General features: G+C 69.4%; 13 protein-coding genes and 1 tRNA gene. 10 read left to right on the forward strand and 4 right to left on the reverse strand.

What is annotated here, in order from left to right; all coding sequences use genetic code 11:
- Position 1 precedes the first annotated feature (1 nt).
- From QH948_RS02175 to QH948_RS02205, 7 genes are read left to right on the forward strand one after another with little or no spacing between them, the layout of a single operon-like run.
- Positions 2–2,434, forward strand: coding sequence for a DNA polymerase III subunit gamma and tau (locus QH948_RS02175; RefSeq protein WP_438874109.1), 2,433 nt, complete (start codon positions 2–4; stop codon positions 2,432–2,434).
- Between the two features lie 49 nt (positions 2,435–2,483).
- On the forward strand, positions 2,484–2,798 hold the full coding sequence (locus QH948_RS02180; RefSeq protein WP_281145323.1) for a YbaB/EbfC family nucleoid-associated protein: 315 nt from the start codon (positions 2,484–2,486) through the stop codon (positions 2,796–2,798).
- 7 nt (positions 2,799–2,805) lie between these two features.
- Positions 2,806–3,414, forward strand: a complete 609-nt coding sequence (gene recR, locus QH948_RS02185) for a recombination mediator RecR (RefSeq protein WP_281145324.1) — start codon at positions 2,806–2,808, stop codon at positions 3,412–3,414.
- 9 nt (positions 3,415–3,423) lie between these two features.
- The gene (locus tag QH948_RS02190; protein WP_281145325.1) at positions 3,424–4,038 is read left to right on the forward strand and encodes an alpha/beta hydrolase; all 615 of its coding nucleotides are present in this window, start codon (positions 3,424–3,426) and stop codon (positions 4,036–4,038) included.
- Entirely contained in the window at positions 4,035–4,961 is a 927-nt protein-coding gene (locus tag QH948_RS02195) for an ABC transporter ATP-binding protein (protein WP_281145326.1), read from the forward strand. The genes QH948_RS02190 and QH948_RS02195 overlap by 4 nt, the downstream gene beginning before the upstream one ends.
- On the forward strand, positions 4,958–5,779 hold the full coding sequence (locus QH948_RS02200; protein ID WP_281145327.1) for an ABC transporter permease: 822 nt from the start codon (positions 4,958–4,960) through the stop codon (positions 5,777–5,779). The genes QH948_RS02195 and QH948_RS02200 overlap by 4 nt, the downstream gene beginning before the upstream one ends.
- On the forward strand, positions 5,776–6,552 hold the full coding sequence (locus tag QH948_RS02205) for an ABC transporter permease (protein ID WP_281145328.1): 777 nt from the start codon (positions 5,776–5,778) through the stop codon (positions 6,550–6,552). The genes QH948_RS02200 and QH948_RS02205 overlap by 4 nt, the downstream gene beginning before the upstream one ends.
- 1 nt (position 6,553) lies before the next feature.
- On the opposite strand, the gene QH948_RS02210 is transcribed toward QH948_RS02205, so the two are convergent.
- From QH948_RS02210 to QH948_RS02220, 3 genes are all read right to left on the reverse strand, one after another.
- Positions 6,554–7,600 (reverse strand): Gfo/Idh/MocA family protein, encoded by a 1,047-nt coding sequence (locus QH948_RS02210; RefSeq protein WP_281145329.1) that lies wholly within the window; start codon positions 7,598–7,600, stop codon positions 6,554–6,556.
- 4 nt (positions 7,601–7,604) lie between these two features.
- Positions 7,605–8,801 carry an MFS transporter gene (locus tag QH948_RS02215; protein WP_281145330.1) on the reverse strand — a complete coding sequence of 399 codons (1,197 nt, stop codon included), beginning with the start codon at positions 8,799–8,801 and terminating at the stop codon, positions 7,605–7,607.
- A 196-nt stretch (positions 8,802–8,997) separates the two neighbouring features.
- Positions 8,998–10,884, reverse strand: coding sequence for a phosphoenolpyruvate carboxykinase (GTP) (locus tag QH948_RS02220; protein ID WP_281145331.1), 1,887 nt, complete (start codon positions 10,882–10,884; stop codon positions 8,998–9,000).
- 259 nt (positions 10,885–11,143) lie between these two features.
- On the opposite strand from QH948_RS02220, the gene QH948_RS02225 reads away from it, so the two are divergent.
- From QH948_RS02225 to QH948_RS02235, 3 genes are all read left to right on the forward strand, one after another.
- Positions 11,144–11,617, forward strand: a complete 474-nt coding sequence (locus QH948_RS02225) for a hypothetical protein (protein WP_281145332.1) — start codon at positions 11,144–11,146, stop codon at positions 11,615–11,617.
- A 215-nt stretch (positions 11,618–11,832) separates the two neighbouring features.
- Positions 11,833–12,612, forward strand: a complete 780-nt coding sequence (gene cobF / locus QH948_RS02230; protein WP_281145333.1) for a precorrin-6A synthase (deacetylating) — start codon at positions 11,833–11,835, stop codon at positions 12,610–12,612.
- Between the two features lie 167 nt (positions 12,613–12,779).
- Positions 12,780–13,706 (forward strand): endonuclease NucS domain-containing protein, encoded by a 927-nt coding sequence (locus tag QH948_RS02235; protein ID WP_281145334.1) that lies wholly within the window; start codon positions 12,780–12,782, stop codon positions 13,704–13,706.
- A gap of 581 nt (positions 13,707–14,287) precedes the next feature.
- Here QH948_RS02235 and QH948_RS02240 read toward each other — a convergent pair.
- Positions 14,288–14,361: transfer RNA gene (locus QH948_RS02240), tRNA-Pro, on the reverse strand.
- Between the last annotated feature and the right edge of the window lie 59 nt (positions 14,362–14,420).

The following is a 14,420-nucleotide window of genomic DNA, read 5'->3' on the forward strand; positions in this document are numbered from 1 at the left end:
GGTGAACGACGACTACGACGACGAGGACGACTACGCCCCCATCGACGGGGACGCCTACGGCTCGGCCGACACGCCCGATTTCGTCCCGATGGACGGCCCCGGCCTCTTCGACGAGGCCGAGGAGGAGTTCGAGGTCGTCGCCGAGGTGACGGCCCCCGTCGTCGAGGCGAGGCGCACGACCGCCGCGCCGCGGGCCCAGACTCCCGACGCCCCGCTGGCGCTGTACCGCCGCTACCGGCCCGACACGTTCGCCGAGGTCATCGGCCAGGAGCACGTCACCGTCCCGCTGCAGCGCGCCCTGGCAAACAACAAGGTCGGCCACGCCTACCTGTTCTCCGGCCCCCGCGGCTGCGGCAAGACGACGTCGGCCCGCATCCTCGCCCGCTGCCTGAACTGCGAGCAGGGCCCCACGCCCACGCCGTGTGGCGAGTGCCAGTCGTGTCGCGACCTGGCGCGCGGCGGCCCCGGCTCCATCGACGTCATCGAGATCGACGCGGCCTCGCACGGCGGCGTCGACGACGCCCGTGATCTGCGCGAGCGGGCCTACTTCGCCCCGGTCGCCAGCCGCTACAAGATCTACATCATCGACGAGGCCCACATGGTCACGACGCAGGGCTTCAACGCCCTGCTGAAGCTCGTCGAGGAGCCACCGCCGCACACCAAGTTCATCTTCGCGACCACTGAGCCCGAGAAGGTCATCGGCACCATCCGGTCCCGGACGCACCACTACCCGTTCCGGCTCGTGCCGCCCCGGGTGCTGGGCGACTACCTGACCCACATCTGCGAGGTCGAGGGCGTCTCGATCGAGCACGCCGCCATCCCGCTGGTCGTGCGTGCCGGCGCCGGCTCCGTGCGTGACTCGCTCTCGGTGCTCGACCAGCTCCTCGGCGGGGCCGCCGACACGGGAGTCAGCTACGAGCAGGCCGCCGCGCTGCTCGGATACACGCCCGACGTTCTGCTCGACGAGATCGTCGACGCGTTCGCCGCCGGAGACTCCGCAGGCGTCTTCACCACCATCGACAAGGTCATCGAGGTCGGCCAGGACCCGCGCCGCTTCGGCGAGGACCTGCTCCGTCGCCTCCGTGACCTCGTCATCCTCGCCGCGGTGCCCGAGGCCGTCACCACCGGCATCCTCGACGTGGCCGAGGACCAGGCGCAGCGCCTCCAGACGCAGGTTGCCGGCATGGGGGCCGGTGAACTGACCCGCGCCGCCGAGGTCATCGCCACCGGCCTGACCCAGATGCGCGGCACCACCGCGCCCCGGCTCCACCTCGAGCTGATGTGCTCCCGCGTCCTGCTGCCCGGCGCCGACGACGACGAGCGCGGACTGCACGCCCGCCTCGACCGGCTCGAGCGCCGCGTCGGGATGATGGGCGAGGCGCCCGCCGCGGCCGCCCCGGCGATGCCCCCCGCGCCGGCTCAGCAGCACCCCGCGCCTCAGCAGCGGCCGGCCGAACGGCCCGCCCAGCAGCGCCCGGCTGAGCAGCCCCTCCAGCAGCGTCCCGCGGAGCAGCCCGCCCAGGAGCGACCGGCCGAGCAGGCTTCCGACGCCCAGCCTGCCCCCGCTGCCGAGGCTCCCGCTCCGCAGCCTGCAGCGCAGCAGCGTCCGGCGGGAAGCGCCCCGGCCGCCCCGGCGCAGCCCGTGGAACCCGTGCAGTCCACCCCGACGCCCCCCGCGCCCGCGGCGCAGACCGCCCCGTCGAGCGGTCAGCTCACCGCCGCCGAACTACGCCGGGTGTGGCCAACCGTCCTCGACGAGGTCAAGCGCCGTCGCCGCTTCACCCACATGCTGCTCGCCCAGCACGCGCAGGTGCTCGACGTATCGGACGGCGTGCTGACTCTCGGGTTCAGCGCCGCCGGTCCCCGCGAGAACTTCGGCTCCGGCGGCTCCGCCGACGTGCTCGCCGACTCGATGATCGAGGTCATGGGCGTCGAGCTGCACATCACCACCGTCGTCAACGACGGGTCAACCCCGCCCGATGCGCCTCAGCAGCAGCGGCCTGCGGCAGCGCCGCCGGCCGATCAGCGGGTCCAGCCCGTCGATCAGCGGCCGCAGCCCGAGCGTGTACATCAGGCGGACCCGGCGCCAGTCGAGCGGCACCCCTCCGCCGAGCAGCGGCCCGCCGGAGCAGAGGTGTCGGGCGCTGACCCTTCGACAAGCTCAGGGAACCGTGGGGGAGGCTCAGGGAACCGGGATGGCTCGGGCCCTTCGACAAGCTCACGGAACCGGGGGGGAGACTCAGGCCCCTCGACAAGCTCAGGGAACCGAGGAGCAAGCTCAGGCCCTTCGACAAGCTCAGGGAACCGGGAGAGCCGGAACCGGGAGAACGAGGTCTCCGCGGAGGACGCGGTCCTCGACGCCGAACACAACGCAGAGGAGCTCCTGAGCACCGAGCTCGGGGCGGAGATCATCGCGGTCCGCGACGCGGACTGACGTCTCCAGCTGCTTCTATTCTTGACCCCAACCCATCTAGGAGAGACCGATGTTTGGTGACTTCGACATCAACGCGCTGATGGCCCAGGCCCAGCAGATGCAGGACGACCTCGAGCGCGCGCAGCGCGAGGTCTCCGCCATGACATTCACGGCCCAGTCCGGCGGCGACCTCGTCGAGGTGGTCCTCAACGGCAAGGGCGAGATCGACGCGCTGACCATCAAGCCCGAAGCCTGCGACCCGGACGACACGGAGACCCTCGCGGACCTGATCATCGCCGCCTACCGCTCCGCCAAGGAGCAGGCCGACACCGCGATGGCCTCCGCCATGCCGCAGATCCCGCAGATCCCCGGCCTCGGGGGCTGACCCGCCCGTGTATGAAGGGCCTATTCAGGACCTCATCGACGCGCTGAGCCGGCTCCCTGGCATCGGGCCGCGCGGCGCACAGCGCATCGCCTTCTTCCTGCTCGACGCGCCCGAGGAGGACGTGTTCGAGCTGTCCGAGACCCTGCGTCGCGTGAAGGAGTCGTCGCGATTCTGCGAGGTCTGCTTCAACGTGTCGCAGGAGGCGCGCTGCCGCATCTGCCGCGACCCGCGCCGCGACCCCAGCCAGCTCTGCGTCGTCGAGGAGTCGAAGGACGTCGTCGCCATCGAGCGCACCGGAGAGTTCCGCGGGCTCTACCACGTGCTCGGCGGCTCAATCTCGCCCATCGACGGGCGCGGCCCGGGCGACCTGCACACACGCGAGCTCTTCCAGCGCCTCGCCGACGGGTCCGTCACCGAGGTCATCCTCGCCACCGACCCCGACACGCAGGGCGAGGCCACGGCCGCGTACCTCAGCCGGATGCTCCGCGACTTCGGCGTCCGCGTCACGCGCCCCGCCTCCGGCCTGCCCGTCGGCGGCGACCTCGAATACGCCGACCAGGTCACCCTCGGCCGAGCCTTCGAGGGCCGCCGCACCATGTTCGAACCCGGCACGTAAAGGAACCACATGCGCATCGACCAGGCCGTCGGATCGCGCGGCTTCGACCCCGCCGCGCCCATCGTCACCGTCCTCCTGCACGGCTTCGGGGCCGACGAGCGGGACCTCGCCACCATCGGCGAGGCCCTCTACCTGCCCTGGATCTCGCCCCGCGCGCCGCTGCCGGTGCAGGGCGGCGGCGCCGCCTGGTTCAACCTCGGCTACCCGTCGGACGTCGACGAGGTCACCGCCGCGACCGAGGCGCTCTGGGCCCTGCTGGACGAGGTGCTCGACCCCGCGACGCGTATCCTCGCCGTCGGCTTCTCGCAAGGCGGCCTCATGGCCACGCAGCTGCTCCGCACCCGCCCCGAGCGCATCGCCGCGACCGTCGTGCTGTCCGGCTTCCTGCTCGACGCCGAACAACCGGCCGACGCTCAGCTGGCCGAGAGCCGCCCGCCGGTCTTCTACGGGCGCGGCGAGCTCGACCGGATCATCCCGCCACAGGCGGTGTCGGGCCTCCTCGACTGGCTGCCCGGCCACGCCGACGCGACCGTCTTCGCTTACCCCGGCCTCGAGCACGGCACCAGCTCCACCGAGATGCAGGACCTGACCGACTTCCTGAGGTCTACGGGGATCGTCGAGTGAGCGCCCCGGTCATCACGGCCAGGGGCCTGACCAAACGCTACGGCGACGTCACCGCCGTCGACGGCATCGACTTCGACATCGCGCCGGGCGAGTCCTTCGGGTTCCTCGGCCCCAACGGCGCCGGCAAGTCGACGACCATGCGGATGATCGCCGCCACCTCCACGCGGACCGCCGGCAGCCTTGACGTGCTGGGCCTCGACACGAACCACCATGGCCCGCAGATCCGGGCCCAACTGGGCATCGTGCCGCAGGGCGACCTGCTCGACGAGGAACTGCGCGTCATCGACAACCTCATCGTCTACGGCCTCTACTTCGGGCTGCCGCGCGCCCACGTCAAGGCCCGTGCCGAGGAGTTGCTGGACTTCGCGCAGCTGCGCGAGAAGCGCACCGCCCGCGTCGACGGGCTTTCGGGAGGCATGAAGCGGCGCCTCACGATCGCCCGCGGGCTGATCAACGACCCGAAGATCATGCTGCTCGACGAGCCGACCACCGGCCTCGACCCGCAGGCCAGGCACATCCTGTGGGACCGGCTGTTCCGGCTCAAGGAGCAGGGCACCACCCTGGTCGTGACCACGCACTTCATGGACGAGGCCGAGCAGCTGTGTGACCGGCTCGTCGTCGTCGACCACGGCCGGATCGTCGCGGAGGGCTCCCCGACGTCGCTGATCTCGCAGTACGCCACCCGCGAGGTGCTGGAGGTGCGCTTCGGGTCCGGCCGCAACGAGGAGGTCGCCGTCCGGCTCGACGGGATCGGCGAGCGTCGCGAGGTCCTCGCCGACCGCGTCCTGATCTACGCCGACAACGGCGAACACGCGCTCAAGGCGGTCATCGACCGCGAGCTGGAGCCCATCGCCTCTCTCGTGCGTCGCTCTTCGCTCGAGGACGTGTTCCTCCGGCTCACCGGCCGGAGCCTGATCGAATGAGCCTCGCCACGCGCCCAATGACGGCCGTCGACCCTCGCCGCGTCGCCCGCTGGGGCTGGCTCGGCGTCGTGCACCACCAGCTGCGCCTGATGCGCCTCTACCTGCCGACGATGCTGCTCACCGGCATCGGCTCGCCTTTCCTGTACCTGCTCGGCCTCGGGCTGGGCCTCGGCGTGCTCGTCGACGGGGGCAGCGGGATCGAGGGGGTCGACTACATCGTCTTCGTCGCCCCCGCGCTGGTGATGGCGACCGCCATGCAGACCGCGGCCCAGGAGAACACCTACGGCGTGTTCGGCGGGTTCAAGTGGTCCAACATCTTCACCGCGATGCGGCTCACCCCCATGAGCCCCGGCCAGATGGCCTTCGGGTTCCAGGTCTCCACGCTGCTGCGCGTCACCCCGATGCTGGTGTTCTACTGCCTCGCCGTCATGGTGTTCGGGCTGGGCCACCCGCTGAGGGTCCTCCTGCTGATCCCCATCGGCCTGCTGCTGGCTTTCGCCGTCGGGTTCACCGTGATGGCGTGGGTGGCAGGCCAGAAGGACGACCGCGGCCAGCTGTCTTTCGTCGAGCGCTTCGTGATCCTGCCCCTGACGCTGTTCTCCGGCAGCTACTTCCCACTCGAGACGCTGCCCGGCTACCTGCAGCCCATCGGCTGGGTCTCGCCGCTGTGGCACGCGGCCGAGCTCGGCCGCGTCGCGCTCTACTCCGCGCCCGTGCCGGGCTGGCTCGTCGCCGTCCACGTCGCCTACCTCGCGGTCCTCGCGCTCGTCATGGGGCTCATCGCGGCCCGCGTCTTCCGCGGGAGGCTCGACCAGTGAACAGCCTCTACGCCGGCAACACCCGCGCTGTCGTCGAACGCGGCGTGCGCGTCATGATGAAGCACAACACACTCGTGATCCTGTCCGGCTTCTTCGAGCCGGTGTTCTACCTCCTCAGCATGGGATTCGGCCTCGGCGCGCTCATCGGCACCGTGTCGTTCTACGGGCACGACGTGCCCTACGGCGCGTACATCGCGCCGGCGCTGATGGCGGTGTCCGCCATGAACGGCGCCGTCTACGACTCGACGATGAACGTCTTCTTCCGCATGCGATACGCGAAGCTGTACGACCAGATGCTGTCGACGTCGCTGGGCCCGCTCGACGTGGCGCTCGGCGAGATCATCATGGCGCTGATCCGCGGCCTGCTGTACGCCATCGGGTTCATGATCATCACGACGATCCTCGGGCTGAACCTCGCCTGGACCGCGGTCCTGGCGATCCCCGCCGCGCTGCTCGTCGCGTTCGGTTTCGCGTCCATCGGCCTGGCGATCACCAGCTTCATGAAGCGGTTCCAGCACCTCGACATGGTCTACTTCGTGCTGCTGCCGATGTTCCTGCTGTCGGCGACGTTCTTCCCGATCGAGGTGTACCCGGAGGCGGTGCAGTGGGTCATCAAGGCGCTGCCGCTGTGGCACGGCGTCGACATGATCCGCCAGCTGACGACGGGCCTGATCCAGCCGACCATCTGGATCCACGTCACCTACTTCGTGGTGATGATCGTGGTGGGCGTCACGCTGGCCACCGCCCGCCTCCGGGCGCTGTTCCTCCGCTGAGCTACAGCTCCTCGCCCGGCAGCAGCGCGCCCACCTGGTAGCGCAGCGCGTCCATCGTCTCCATGACCGCCATGGTCTCTGACCACGGCATCAGGTCCGACTGCTGGCGACCCTCGGCCACCATCGTCGCGAAGTGCGCTGCCTCGAAGCACAGACCCTCGTGCGCCTCGATGACGGGAGCCTCCGAGAAGGCCTCCTCGCCGTCGCGGGTGAAGACGCGGACCTTCTGCGGCGTGTAGAAGGTGCCGGGGATCTCCAGCGTCGCGAGGTCGCCGGAGACGAACGCTATGTTCGGAGTCAGCGATGCCAGCGTCGTGGAGACCTGCGCCTGCGCGTTTTCGTGGCCCGGGTACCCCTCGAGCGTCGCGGAGATCTGCCGGTCGACCCCCGTGAAGGCCTTGGTGCCCAGCGCGGAGAGGCGGCTCGGGGAACCGAGGACGAAGTGCGTGAACGAGACGGGGTAGACGCCGAGGTCGAGCATGGCGCCGCCGGCCTTGTCGGGGTCGAACATGCGGTGGGACGGGTCGGGGGCGAACCACTGGCCGTGGTCGGCGAACACGGACTCGATCTCGCCGAGGGCGCCGATGTCCAGCAGTTGCCGCACGACGTCGATGTGGGGGAGGAAGCGCGTCCACATGGCCTCCATGACGGCGACGCCCGCGGAGCCGGCGGCCTCGAGGACCCGGAGGGCCTCGTCGGCGTTGCGGGTGAAGGCCTTCTCGACCAGGACGGGCTTGCCCGCCGAGATCGCCAGCAGCGCGTTGGCGAGGTGCTCGCTGTGCGGGGTCGCGACGTAGACGATGTCGACGCCCTTGTCGGCGACCAGTTCCTCGTAGGAACCGTAGGCGCGCTCGGCGCCGACCGTCGAGGCGAAGGCCTGCGCCCGCTCGAGCGTGCGCGAACCGACCGCGACGAGGCGCTGGCGGGTGTGCTTGTGCATCGCGTCGACGAAGCGTTCGGCGATCCAGCCGGTGCCGATGATGCCCCAGCGCAGCGGGGGAGCGGTCATCGGGTCCGGGGTGCGGGGGGTGGGCAGCGTCAGGCTCATGGCCCTATTCAACCGCAGATGCGGCCTTCGCAGGAGGCGTGAGCGCGGGCGACAGCGCCAGCATCGCCAAGGCGGCGACGGGGATGACGATGAGGGCCCACCGGATGGTCAGGGAGTCGGCCACCAGGCCGATCAGCGGAGGCGAGACGAAGAATCCGAGCCGCATCAGCCAACTGACGAACGTCAGGCCGTTGCCGGCCGCCATGCCGGGCAGCTCGTCGGCGGCGTGCATCACCATGGGGATCGCGGTGGCGATGCCCCAACCGGCGCAGGCGAAGCCCACCAGCGTCAGCGCGGGCGAGGGGAAGGCCACGGCCAGCGCCATGCCGACCCCGGCGACGATCGCGCCCTGCGTCACCGCGGCGCGCGGGCCGAAGCGGTTGGTCAGCGCGTCCCCGGTGAACCGCCCGACGACCTGCACCGACTGCAGCGCCACGAAGGCCATGCCGACGAGGAACGGGCTCACCTCGAACATCGAGTCCATGTAGACGGCTCCCCAGGAGGCGCCGGAGTCCTCGATCATGCCCGCAAACGCGCCGAGCAGGCCGAGCGCGATCAGGCGCGGCAGCCACCGTCGCGCGACGCCCCTGCCGACGGGGGCGGCCGACGCGTCGGGGGCGGGATCGACGACGGTGTCGGGGCCCTTCAGCAGCAGCGTCTTCGCGTAGAGGGCGACGCCGGAGAAGATCACGAAGGCGACGAGGCACTGCACCCAGATGGGCAGCTGCGCCTGGGCCGCGAGGGAGCCGAGGAAACCTCCGCAGACGGCGCCGACGGACCACCAGCCGTGGAAGCCGTTGAGGATCGACGAGCCGTGCAGGCGCTGTACGCGCAGCCCGTGCGAGTTCATGGAGATGTCGGTGAACGCGTCGAGCGCGGACATCAGCAGGATGCCGAGCACGAACACGGCCCAGTGGGTGGCGTTGCCGTAGATCGACAGGCACGCGAGCCCGAGGATCGCGGAGACGACGGTCACTGTCGACGAGGTGTGGCGGCGGATCAGTCGGGCGGTGAACAGCCCGGCCAGCAGGCCGCCGAGCGGCCCGAGCCCCACGGCGAGCCCCCACTGCAGGTCGCCGAGGCCGAGGTTGGCCTTCAGCTCGGGGTAGCGGGGCAGCAGCGACGCGAAGCCGACGCCGTTGAGCCAGAACATGATGGTGACGCCCCACCGGGCGCGCACGACCTCGCGGGTGGGTGCCATGGCAGGAGAGCCTAGCGGTACCGACCGCGGGGTAGATAGCCGCCGCCAGGGGGGTGCGATGAGCACGACACACTTGTCACGCGTCGGGCGAACGTTCACACATCGGTTTTCGGTCGACGAGCAGGAGGATGTGCTCATCGGGCCCCGGGCAGGCGGATCCCCGCAGGGCCGACGCCCTGCGGGGACCCGCCGCCGGTCACATGCCGAACGTGCTCTCCGGCTGCCCGAGCGCCGACTCCAGTTGCCGCAGTTCGTCGACGAGGTCGCGCGGCAGCCGCCACCCGAACGTGTCGAACCACCGGCCGATGCGGGGCACCTCGTCGCGCCACTCCTGCGGCTGGTAGCGCACGACGTCGTGCAGGTCGTCGGCCGAGATGTCGAGCCCGTCGACGTCGAGGCCGTCGTCGGTCGGCAGGAGGCCGATCGGGGTCTCGACGGCGTCGACGAGCCCGTCGACACGCTCCGCGACCCACTTCAGCACGCGGGAGTTCTCACCGAATCCCGGCCACATGAAGCGGCCGGAGGAGTCGCGGCGGAACCAGTTGACGTAGAAGATCTTCGGGAGCTTGTCCGCGTCGGCCTTGGCGCCCAGGTTGAGCCAGTGCTGCACATAGTCGGCGACGTGGTAGCCGATGAACGGCAGCATCGCCATCGGGTCGCGACGAAGCACGCCGACGGCGCCCTTCGCTGCGGCCGTCGACTCCGACGAGCACGTCGCCCCCATGAAGACCCCGTGGCGCCAGTCACGCGACTGGGTCACGAGCGGGACGGTGTTCTCGCGGCGGCCGCCGAAGATGATCGCGTCGATCGGCACGCCCTCGGGGTTGTCGTAGTCGGGGCTGAGGATCGGGCACTGGTCGATCGGGGTGCAGAAGCGGCTGTTCGGATGCGCCGCGGTCTCGTCGGGTCGGCCGCCCTCGGGACCGGACTCAGCGCGCCAGGTACGCCCCTTCCAGTCCGTGAGTACGGCGGGCTTCTCCTTCGTCATGCCCTCCCACCACACGTCGCCGTCCGGGGTCAGGGCGACGTTGGTGAAGATGGAGTTGCCGCGGTCGATGGCCGCCATCGCGTTGGGGTTCGTCGCGGCGCCGGTGCCGGGGGCGACGCCGAAGAAACCCGTCTCGGGGTTGGTCGCGTATAGCCTCCCGTCCTCGCCGAAGCGCATCCAGGCGATGTCGTCACCGAGCGTCTCGACCCGCCAGCCGGGCACCGTCGGCTGCAGCATCGCGAGGTTGGTCTTGCCGCAGGCCGACGGGAAGGCCGCGGCGATGTGGTATTCGCGCCCCGTCGGCGAGATGAGCTTCAGGATCAACATGTGCTCGGCCAGCCAGCCCTCGTCCCGGGCCATGGCCGAGGCTATCCGCAGCGCGTAGCACTTCTTGCCGAGCAGCGAGTTGCCGCCGTAGCCGGAGCCGTACGACCAGATCATCCGCTCCTCGGGGAAGTGGACGATGTACTTGGTGGAGTTGCATGGCCACGCGACGTCTGGCTGCCCGTCGGACAGGGGCATGCCGACGGAGTGGAGACACGGCACGAAATCGGCCCCCGTCTCCTCCATGACGCGCAGCACCTCGGCGCCCATCCGGGTCATGATCCGCATCGACAGCGCGACATAGGCCGAGTCAGAGACCTCGACGCCGAACTTCGGGTCCTTCGCATCCAGGTGGCCCATGCAGAAGGGCATGACGTACATCGTGCGCCCGACCATGCAGCCGTCGTAGAGCTGCGTCATGACGCGCTTCATCTCGGCCGGGGCCATCCAGTTGTTGGTGGGGCCGGCGTCGCGCTCGTCGACCGAACAGATGAAGGTAGAGTCCTCAACGCGCGCGACGTCGTCCGGATCGGTCCGGGCGTAGATGGAGTTCGGCTTGCGGTCTTCGTTGAGCCTCTGGACGGTGCCGGCGGCAACCAGCAGGTCGACCAGCGAGTCCCACTCCTCATCCGACCCGTCACAGTAGTGGATGGCGTCGGGCCGGCAGAGTTCGACGACCTTGTCGAGCCATTCGAGGAGCCTCGGGTGGGTGGGCTGGTCGCCCGTGGTGGGGAGTGAGTTTCGTAGGGATAGGCCAACAGTGGTGCTCATGATCGGCTATTTCCTTGTCCGCGTCGTTGCGTCGGGCATCCGCCCCGGGTGCCTCTGGGGTCACCATAACCTTGGCCAGGCGGATTTACCGGGCATCTGATCAGTTTCGCCCGGTGCTATTCTCAGCGGCGTGGGACGTCAGCTACTATGCGCCGCCATTCTCCTGATGCTGGGAGCGGTCGCCGGATGCGCGGGCCAGGAACCTGTCACGGGTCGGCCGGCTTCCTCCCCGACGCCCGTGGCGAATCCTTCCGCAGTCGTGAGTCCCTCCGCGGTCGTCTCTCCGACCGAGGAGCCCGACGCCACCACCCCGCCCACCGCGGAGTCCGCACCCGCCACCTCCCTGGCATCCGTCGAACAGTCGTCGCCACGCGGCGGCCCCTGGACGGTCGTCGACGCCGAAGTCACCAGCGCCGCACAACTCGAGAGCCTCGACGCTGTGCCCCCGTCGCTGCGGTCGTTTCTGGCGGGCAGGCTCGGCGAGGATGAGGCGACGGGATGCGTCACCGAGAGCATCCGGCTGCGTGGTGTCCACCCCGACGGGTACGCCTTCGGCGCGGAGGACTCGACGTGCGGCGACGGCCAGTCGCTGTGGGGTGTGGACGACGGCCAGTGGCAGTACGTGCTGCAGTTCGCCGACCCGCAGCCCTGCTACACGTTCGAGCGGCTCGACATCCCCGCCGGCGTGCCGGGTCTGCGCTGCACGGAGGACGGCAAGGGAGTCGACTACTAGGATCGAGCAACGCCTTGGGCGCCATTGCCGGCCAGGATCAGCGGTGGCGCTTCGGTCGGGACGGCGGCCGGGGGAGGAGCGGGTTGCGTGTGGGTCATGGCTTCTCCTGCAGAAGTGGCGTGCGTGCGGCCAGCGTTGCCCGTGGGCTGCGCGCTCGCGGGCTGTGCCAGGGGCGATCTGGCCCACTGCCGGAGGTCGCCATACGATGGGTTCCCATGAGTCGTGAACTAGTGCTGATCGGCGTCGGAGCCGGCGACCCCGACTGGCTGACGCTGGCCGCGGTCGACGCGATCCGGCGCGTCGATGTCCTGTTCGTCGTGGTCAAGGAGGCCGAATACGACGACCTCGTGGAGGCCCGGCGCGAGCTCATCGCCCGGCACCGGGACACACCGCTGCGGACCGTCTCCCTGCAGGACCCGAAGCGCCCCTGGCGCACCACGCCCGACTACCCGGCCGCCGTGAGGCGGTGGCGCGCCCAGCGCCGCGACGCATGGGGCGCGGCCCTCGCCGCCGAACTCGGCGAGGGGGAGACCGGCGGCTTCCTGGTGTGGGGCGATCCGTCGCTGTACGAGAGCACCCTGGCGATCATCGAGGAGGTCATCTCCCACTCGCAGACCGACATCGAGCTGGACGTCATCCCCGGAGTGAGCAGCGTCCTCGCGCTCGCCGCCCGCCACCACATCCCCCTGAACCGCCAGGGGCACGCCGTCCAGATCATGCCCGCGCGGCTGCTCGCCGACGGCATGCCGGACGGGGTCGTCGACGCCGTCGTCATGCTGGATGGCAAGCAGGCCTTCGCCTCGATCGACCCCGAGGGCATCGACATCTACTGGGGCGCCTATCTCGGCTCGCCCGACGAGATCCTCATCTCCGGACCCCTGGCTGAGGTCCGCGACGAGGTCCTCAGGGTCCGCAACGAGGCCATCGAGCGCAAGGGGTGGATGTTCGACACCTATCTGCTCCGCCGCGTCGACCCGGGTCGGTCGGCCGACTGACTCAGACCGCAGTGGCCTCCCGGTCACAGGCCGTCCAGCCATCGCCCAGACAGCTCGACACCCGAATGTCACCAACCCGTTCACCCGGTGCAAAGTCGGAGCGGCGGGCAACGTCGGCTACGCGGGCCTACGCTGAGCGCAGTGTTTGGACGACAGGGAGGACATCGATGACGGCCTGCTACTTCATCCGACTCGGTAGGCGGGGGACCTTCGTCCAGGACGCAGTCGAGCGGGGCTACGTCGGAGTCGACTACGGCATGGTCGACGACTTCAAGGGCAAGTTCCCCGACGAGTGGACCGCATTCAACAAGACCTACATCCCTCGTTACCTCGACCTGCACCCGGACAAGACCAAGGTGGCCGCGGGTCTTGCGTGTGGCACGATCTGGACCCTTGGCAAGGGAATGAAGGACGGAGACCTCGTCGTCACCCCGGACCCCGCTGGCATCCTGCACGTGGGCCGAGTCACCGGCCCTTACGCCTTCGTTCCAGGCGAAGAGTTGCCGCACCGCCGGCCGGTGTCGTGGCAGTTCGGGACCATCAACCGCGATGAGATGAGTGCCGAGTTGAGGCGCTCGACGGACAGGTACCCGGCCACTGTGTCCAACATCAGCCAACACCTCGCTGAGATCGAGAGTCTGCTCCAGGAATACCCGCAGTTGGTTTCGACGGATCCAGACGTTGAGGATCCCGTTCAGTTCGCCCTGGAGAAGTACCTGGAGGAGTTCCTCGTCGACAACTGGACGAGGACTGAGTTGGGGAAGCGCTACGACATCTACTGCGATGATGAGGGAAACCAGATCGGCCGCCAGTACCAAAGCGACACAGGCCCGCTCGATATCCTGGCCGTGAGCAAGGATGGCGCGGAACTCCTTGTCGTCGAGCTCAAGAGGGGCAAGGCCAGCGACTCAGTCGTCGGGCAGATCCAGCGCTACATGGGCTACATCAAGGATCAGGTGGCCGAGCCCACTCAAGCAGTTCGCGGCGTGATCATTGCGCTCGAGGACGACCTCCGGATCCAGCGGGCCCTCTCCGTGGCCAGCGGCATCGAGTTCTACCGCTATCAAGTGAAGTTCACCCTGATCAAAGCGTGACATCCCCCGTGCGGAGCGGCATCCCGGGGCTGTCCAACTCCCGCAGGAAGCCCAAGGCTTGCCGACCGACTTCCGAGTGTGAGCGTTGTGGGCGGAGGAACACCTTCCGCACCCGGCCGAGGCGGTCGCATTCGCTGGCTCTACTCGTCGAGCTTCTGGATTCGCACGGCGGCTCGGTCACCCGGTCACCCGCGGCGATACCCGGACCGGGGACCCAGACCGATGGCGGGTAGTTCGGAGAACGCGACTCAGGATCGTTGGGTACTTGCAGGACTCCGTCCGAGCGCAACTCCGCCGACGCGGGGCCTTGCAAGGACCCGCCGGGTAGTCATTGGGCTCGGTGATCGCTACGCAGGCGGGCGAGCGTAGGGAGGGTCGTCGCGAGTTCCTCGCGCTCAATCTGGTCAAGAGGGCCAATAAGGTGCTCGACAGGGCGGGCGTTGCTGCCCGTGCGCAATCGGCGTGACAGAGTGCGCAGAACCCCGCAAGAGTTGGCAGGGCTGAGGATGCGCGGGGACGCACGACGCGGAAAGCCGCTCTGATTCGGAGTGGAACTCCAAACCAGAGCGGCTTTCCAACTGTCGGGGTGACAGGATTTGAACCTGCGGCCTCGTCGTCCCGAACGACGCGCGCTACCAAGCTGCGCCACACCCCGATGGCCCTTGGGCCACCGAAATACTAGCCCACCTGCGCAGGAAGTGCGAAACGGGGGCG

Source organism: Tessaracoccus lacteus (assembly GCF_029917005.1).
Classification (GTDB): Bacteria; Actinomycetota; Actinomycetes; order Propionibacteriales; family Propionibacteriaceae; genus Arachnia; species Arachnia lactea.

Bases quoted from the DNA above. Each gene is read 5' to 3' on its own strand.
- QH948_RS02180 (WP_281145323.1), top strand. From the start codon at position 2,484: ATGTTTGGTGACTTCGACATCAACGCGCTGATGGCCCAGGCCCAGCAG.
- QH948_RS02190 (WP_281145325.1), top strand. From the start codon at position 3,424: ATGCGCATCGACCAGGCCGTCGGATCGCGCGGCTTCGACCCCGCCGCG.
- QH948_RS02200 (WP_281145327.1), top strand. From the start codon at position 4,958: ATGAGCCTCGCCACGCGCCCAATGACGGCCGTCGACCCTCGCCGCGTC.
- QH948_RS02210 (WP_281145329.1), bottom strand. From the start codon at position 7,600: ATGAGCCTGACGCTGCCCACCCCCCGCACCCCGGACCCGATGACCGCT.
- QH948_RS02215 (WP_281145330.1), bottom strand. From the start codon at position 8,801: ATGGCACCCACCCGCGAGGTCGTGCGCGCCCGGTGGGGCGTCACCATC.
- QH948_RS02220 (WP_281145331.1), bottom strand. From the start codon at position 10,884: ATGAGCACCACTGTTGGCCTATCCCTACGAAACTCACTCCCCACCACG.
- cobF (WP_281145333.1), top strand. From the start codon at position 11,833: ATGAGTCGTGAACTAGTGCTGATCGGCGTCGGAGCCGGCGACCCCGAC.
- QH948_RS02235 (WP_281145334.1), top strand. From the start codon at position 12,780: ATGACGGCCTGCTACTTCATCCGACTCGGTAGGCGGGGGACCTTCGTC.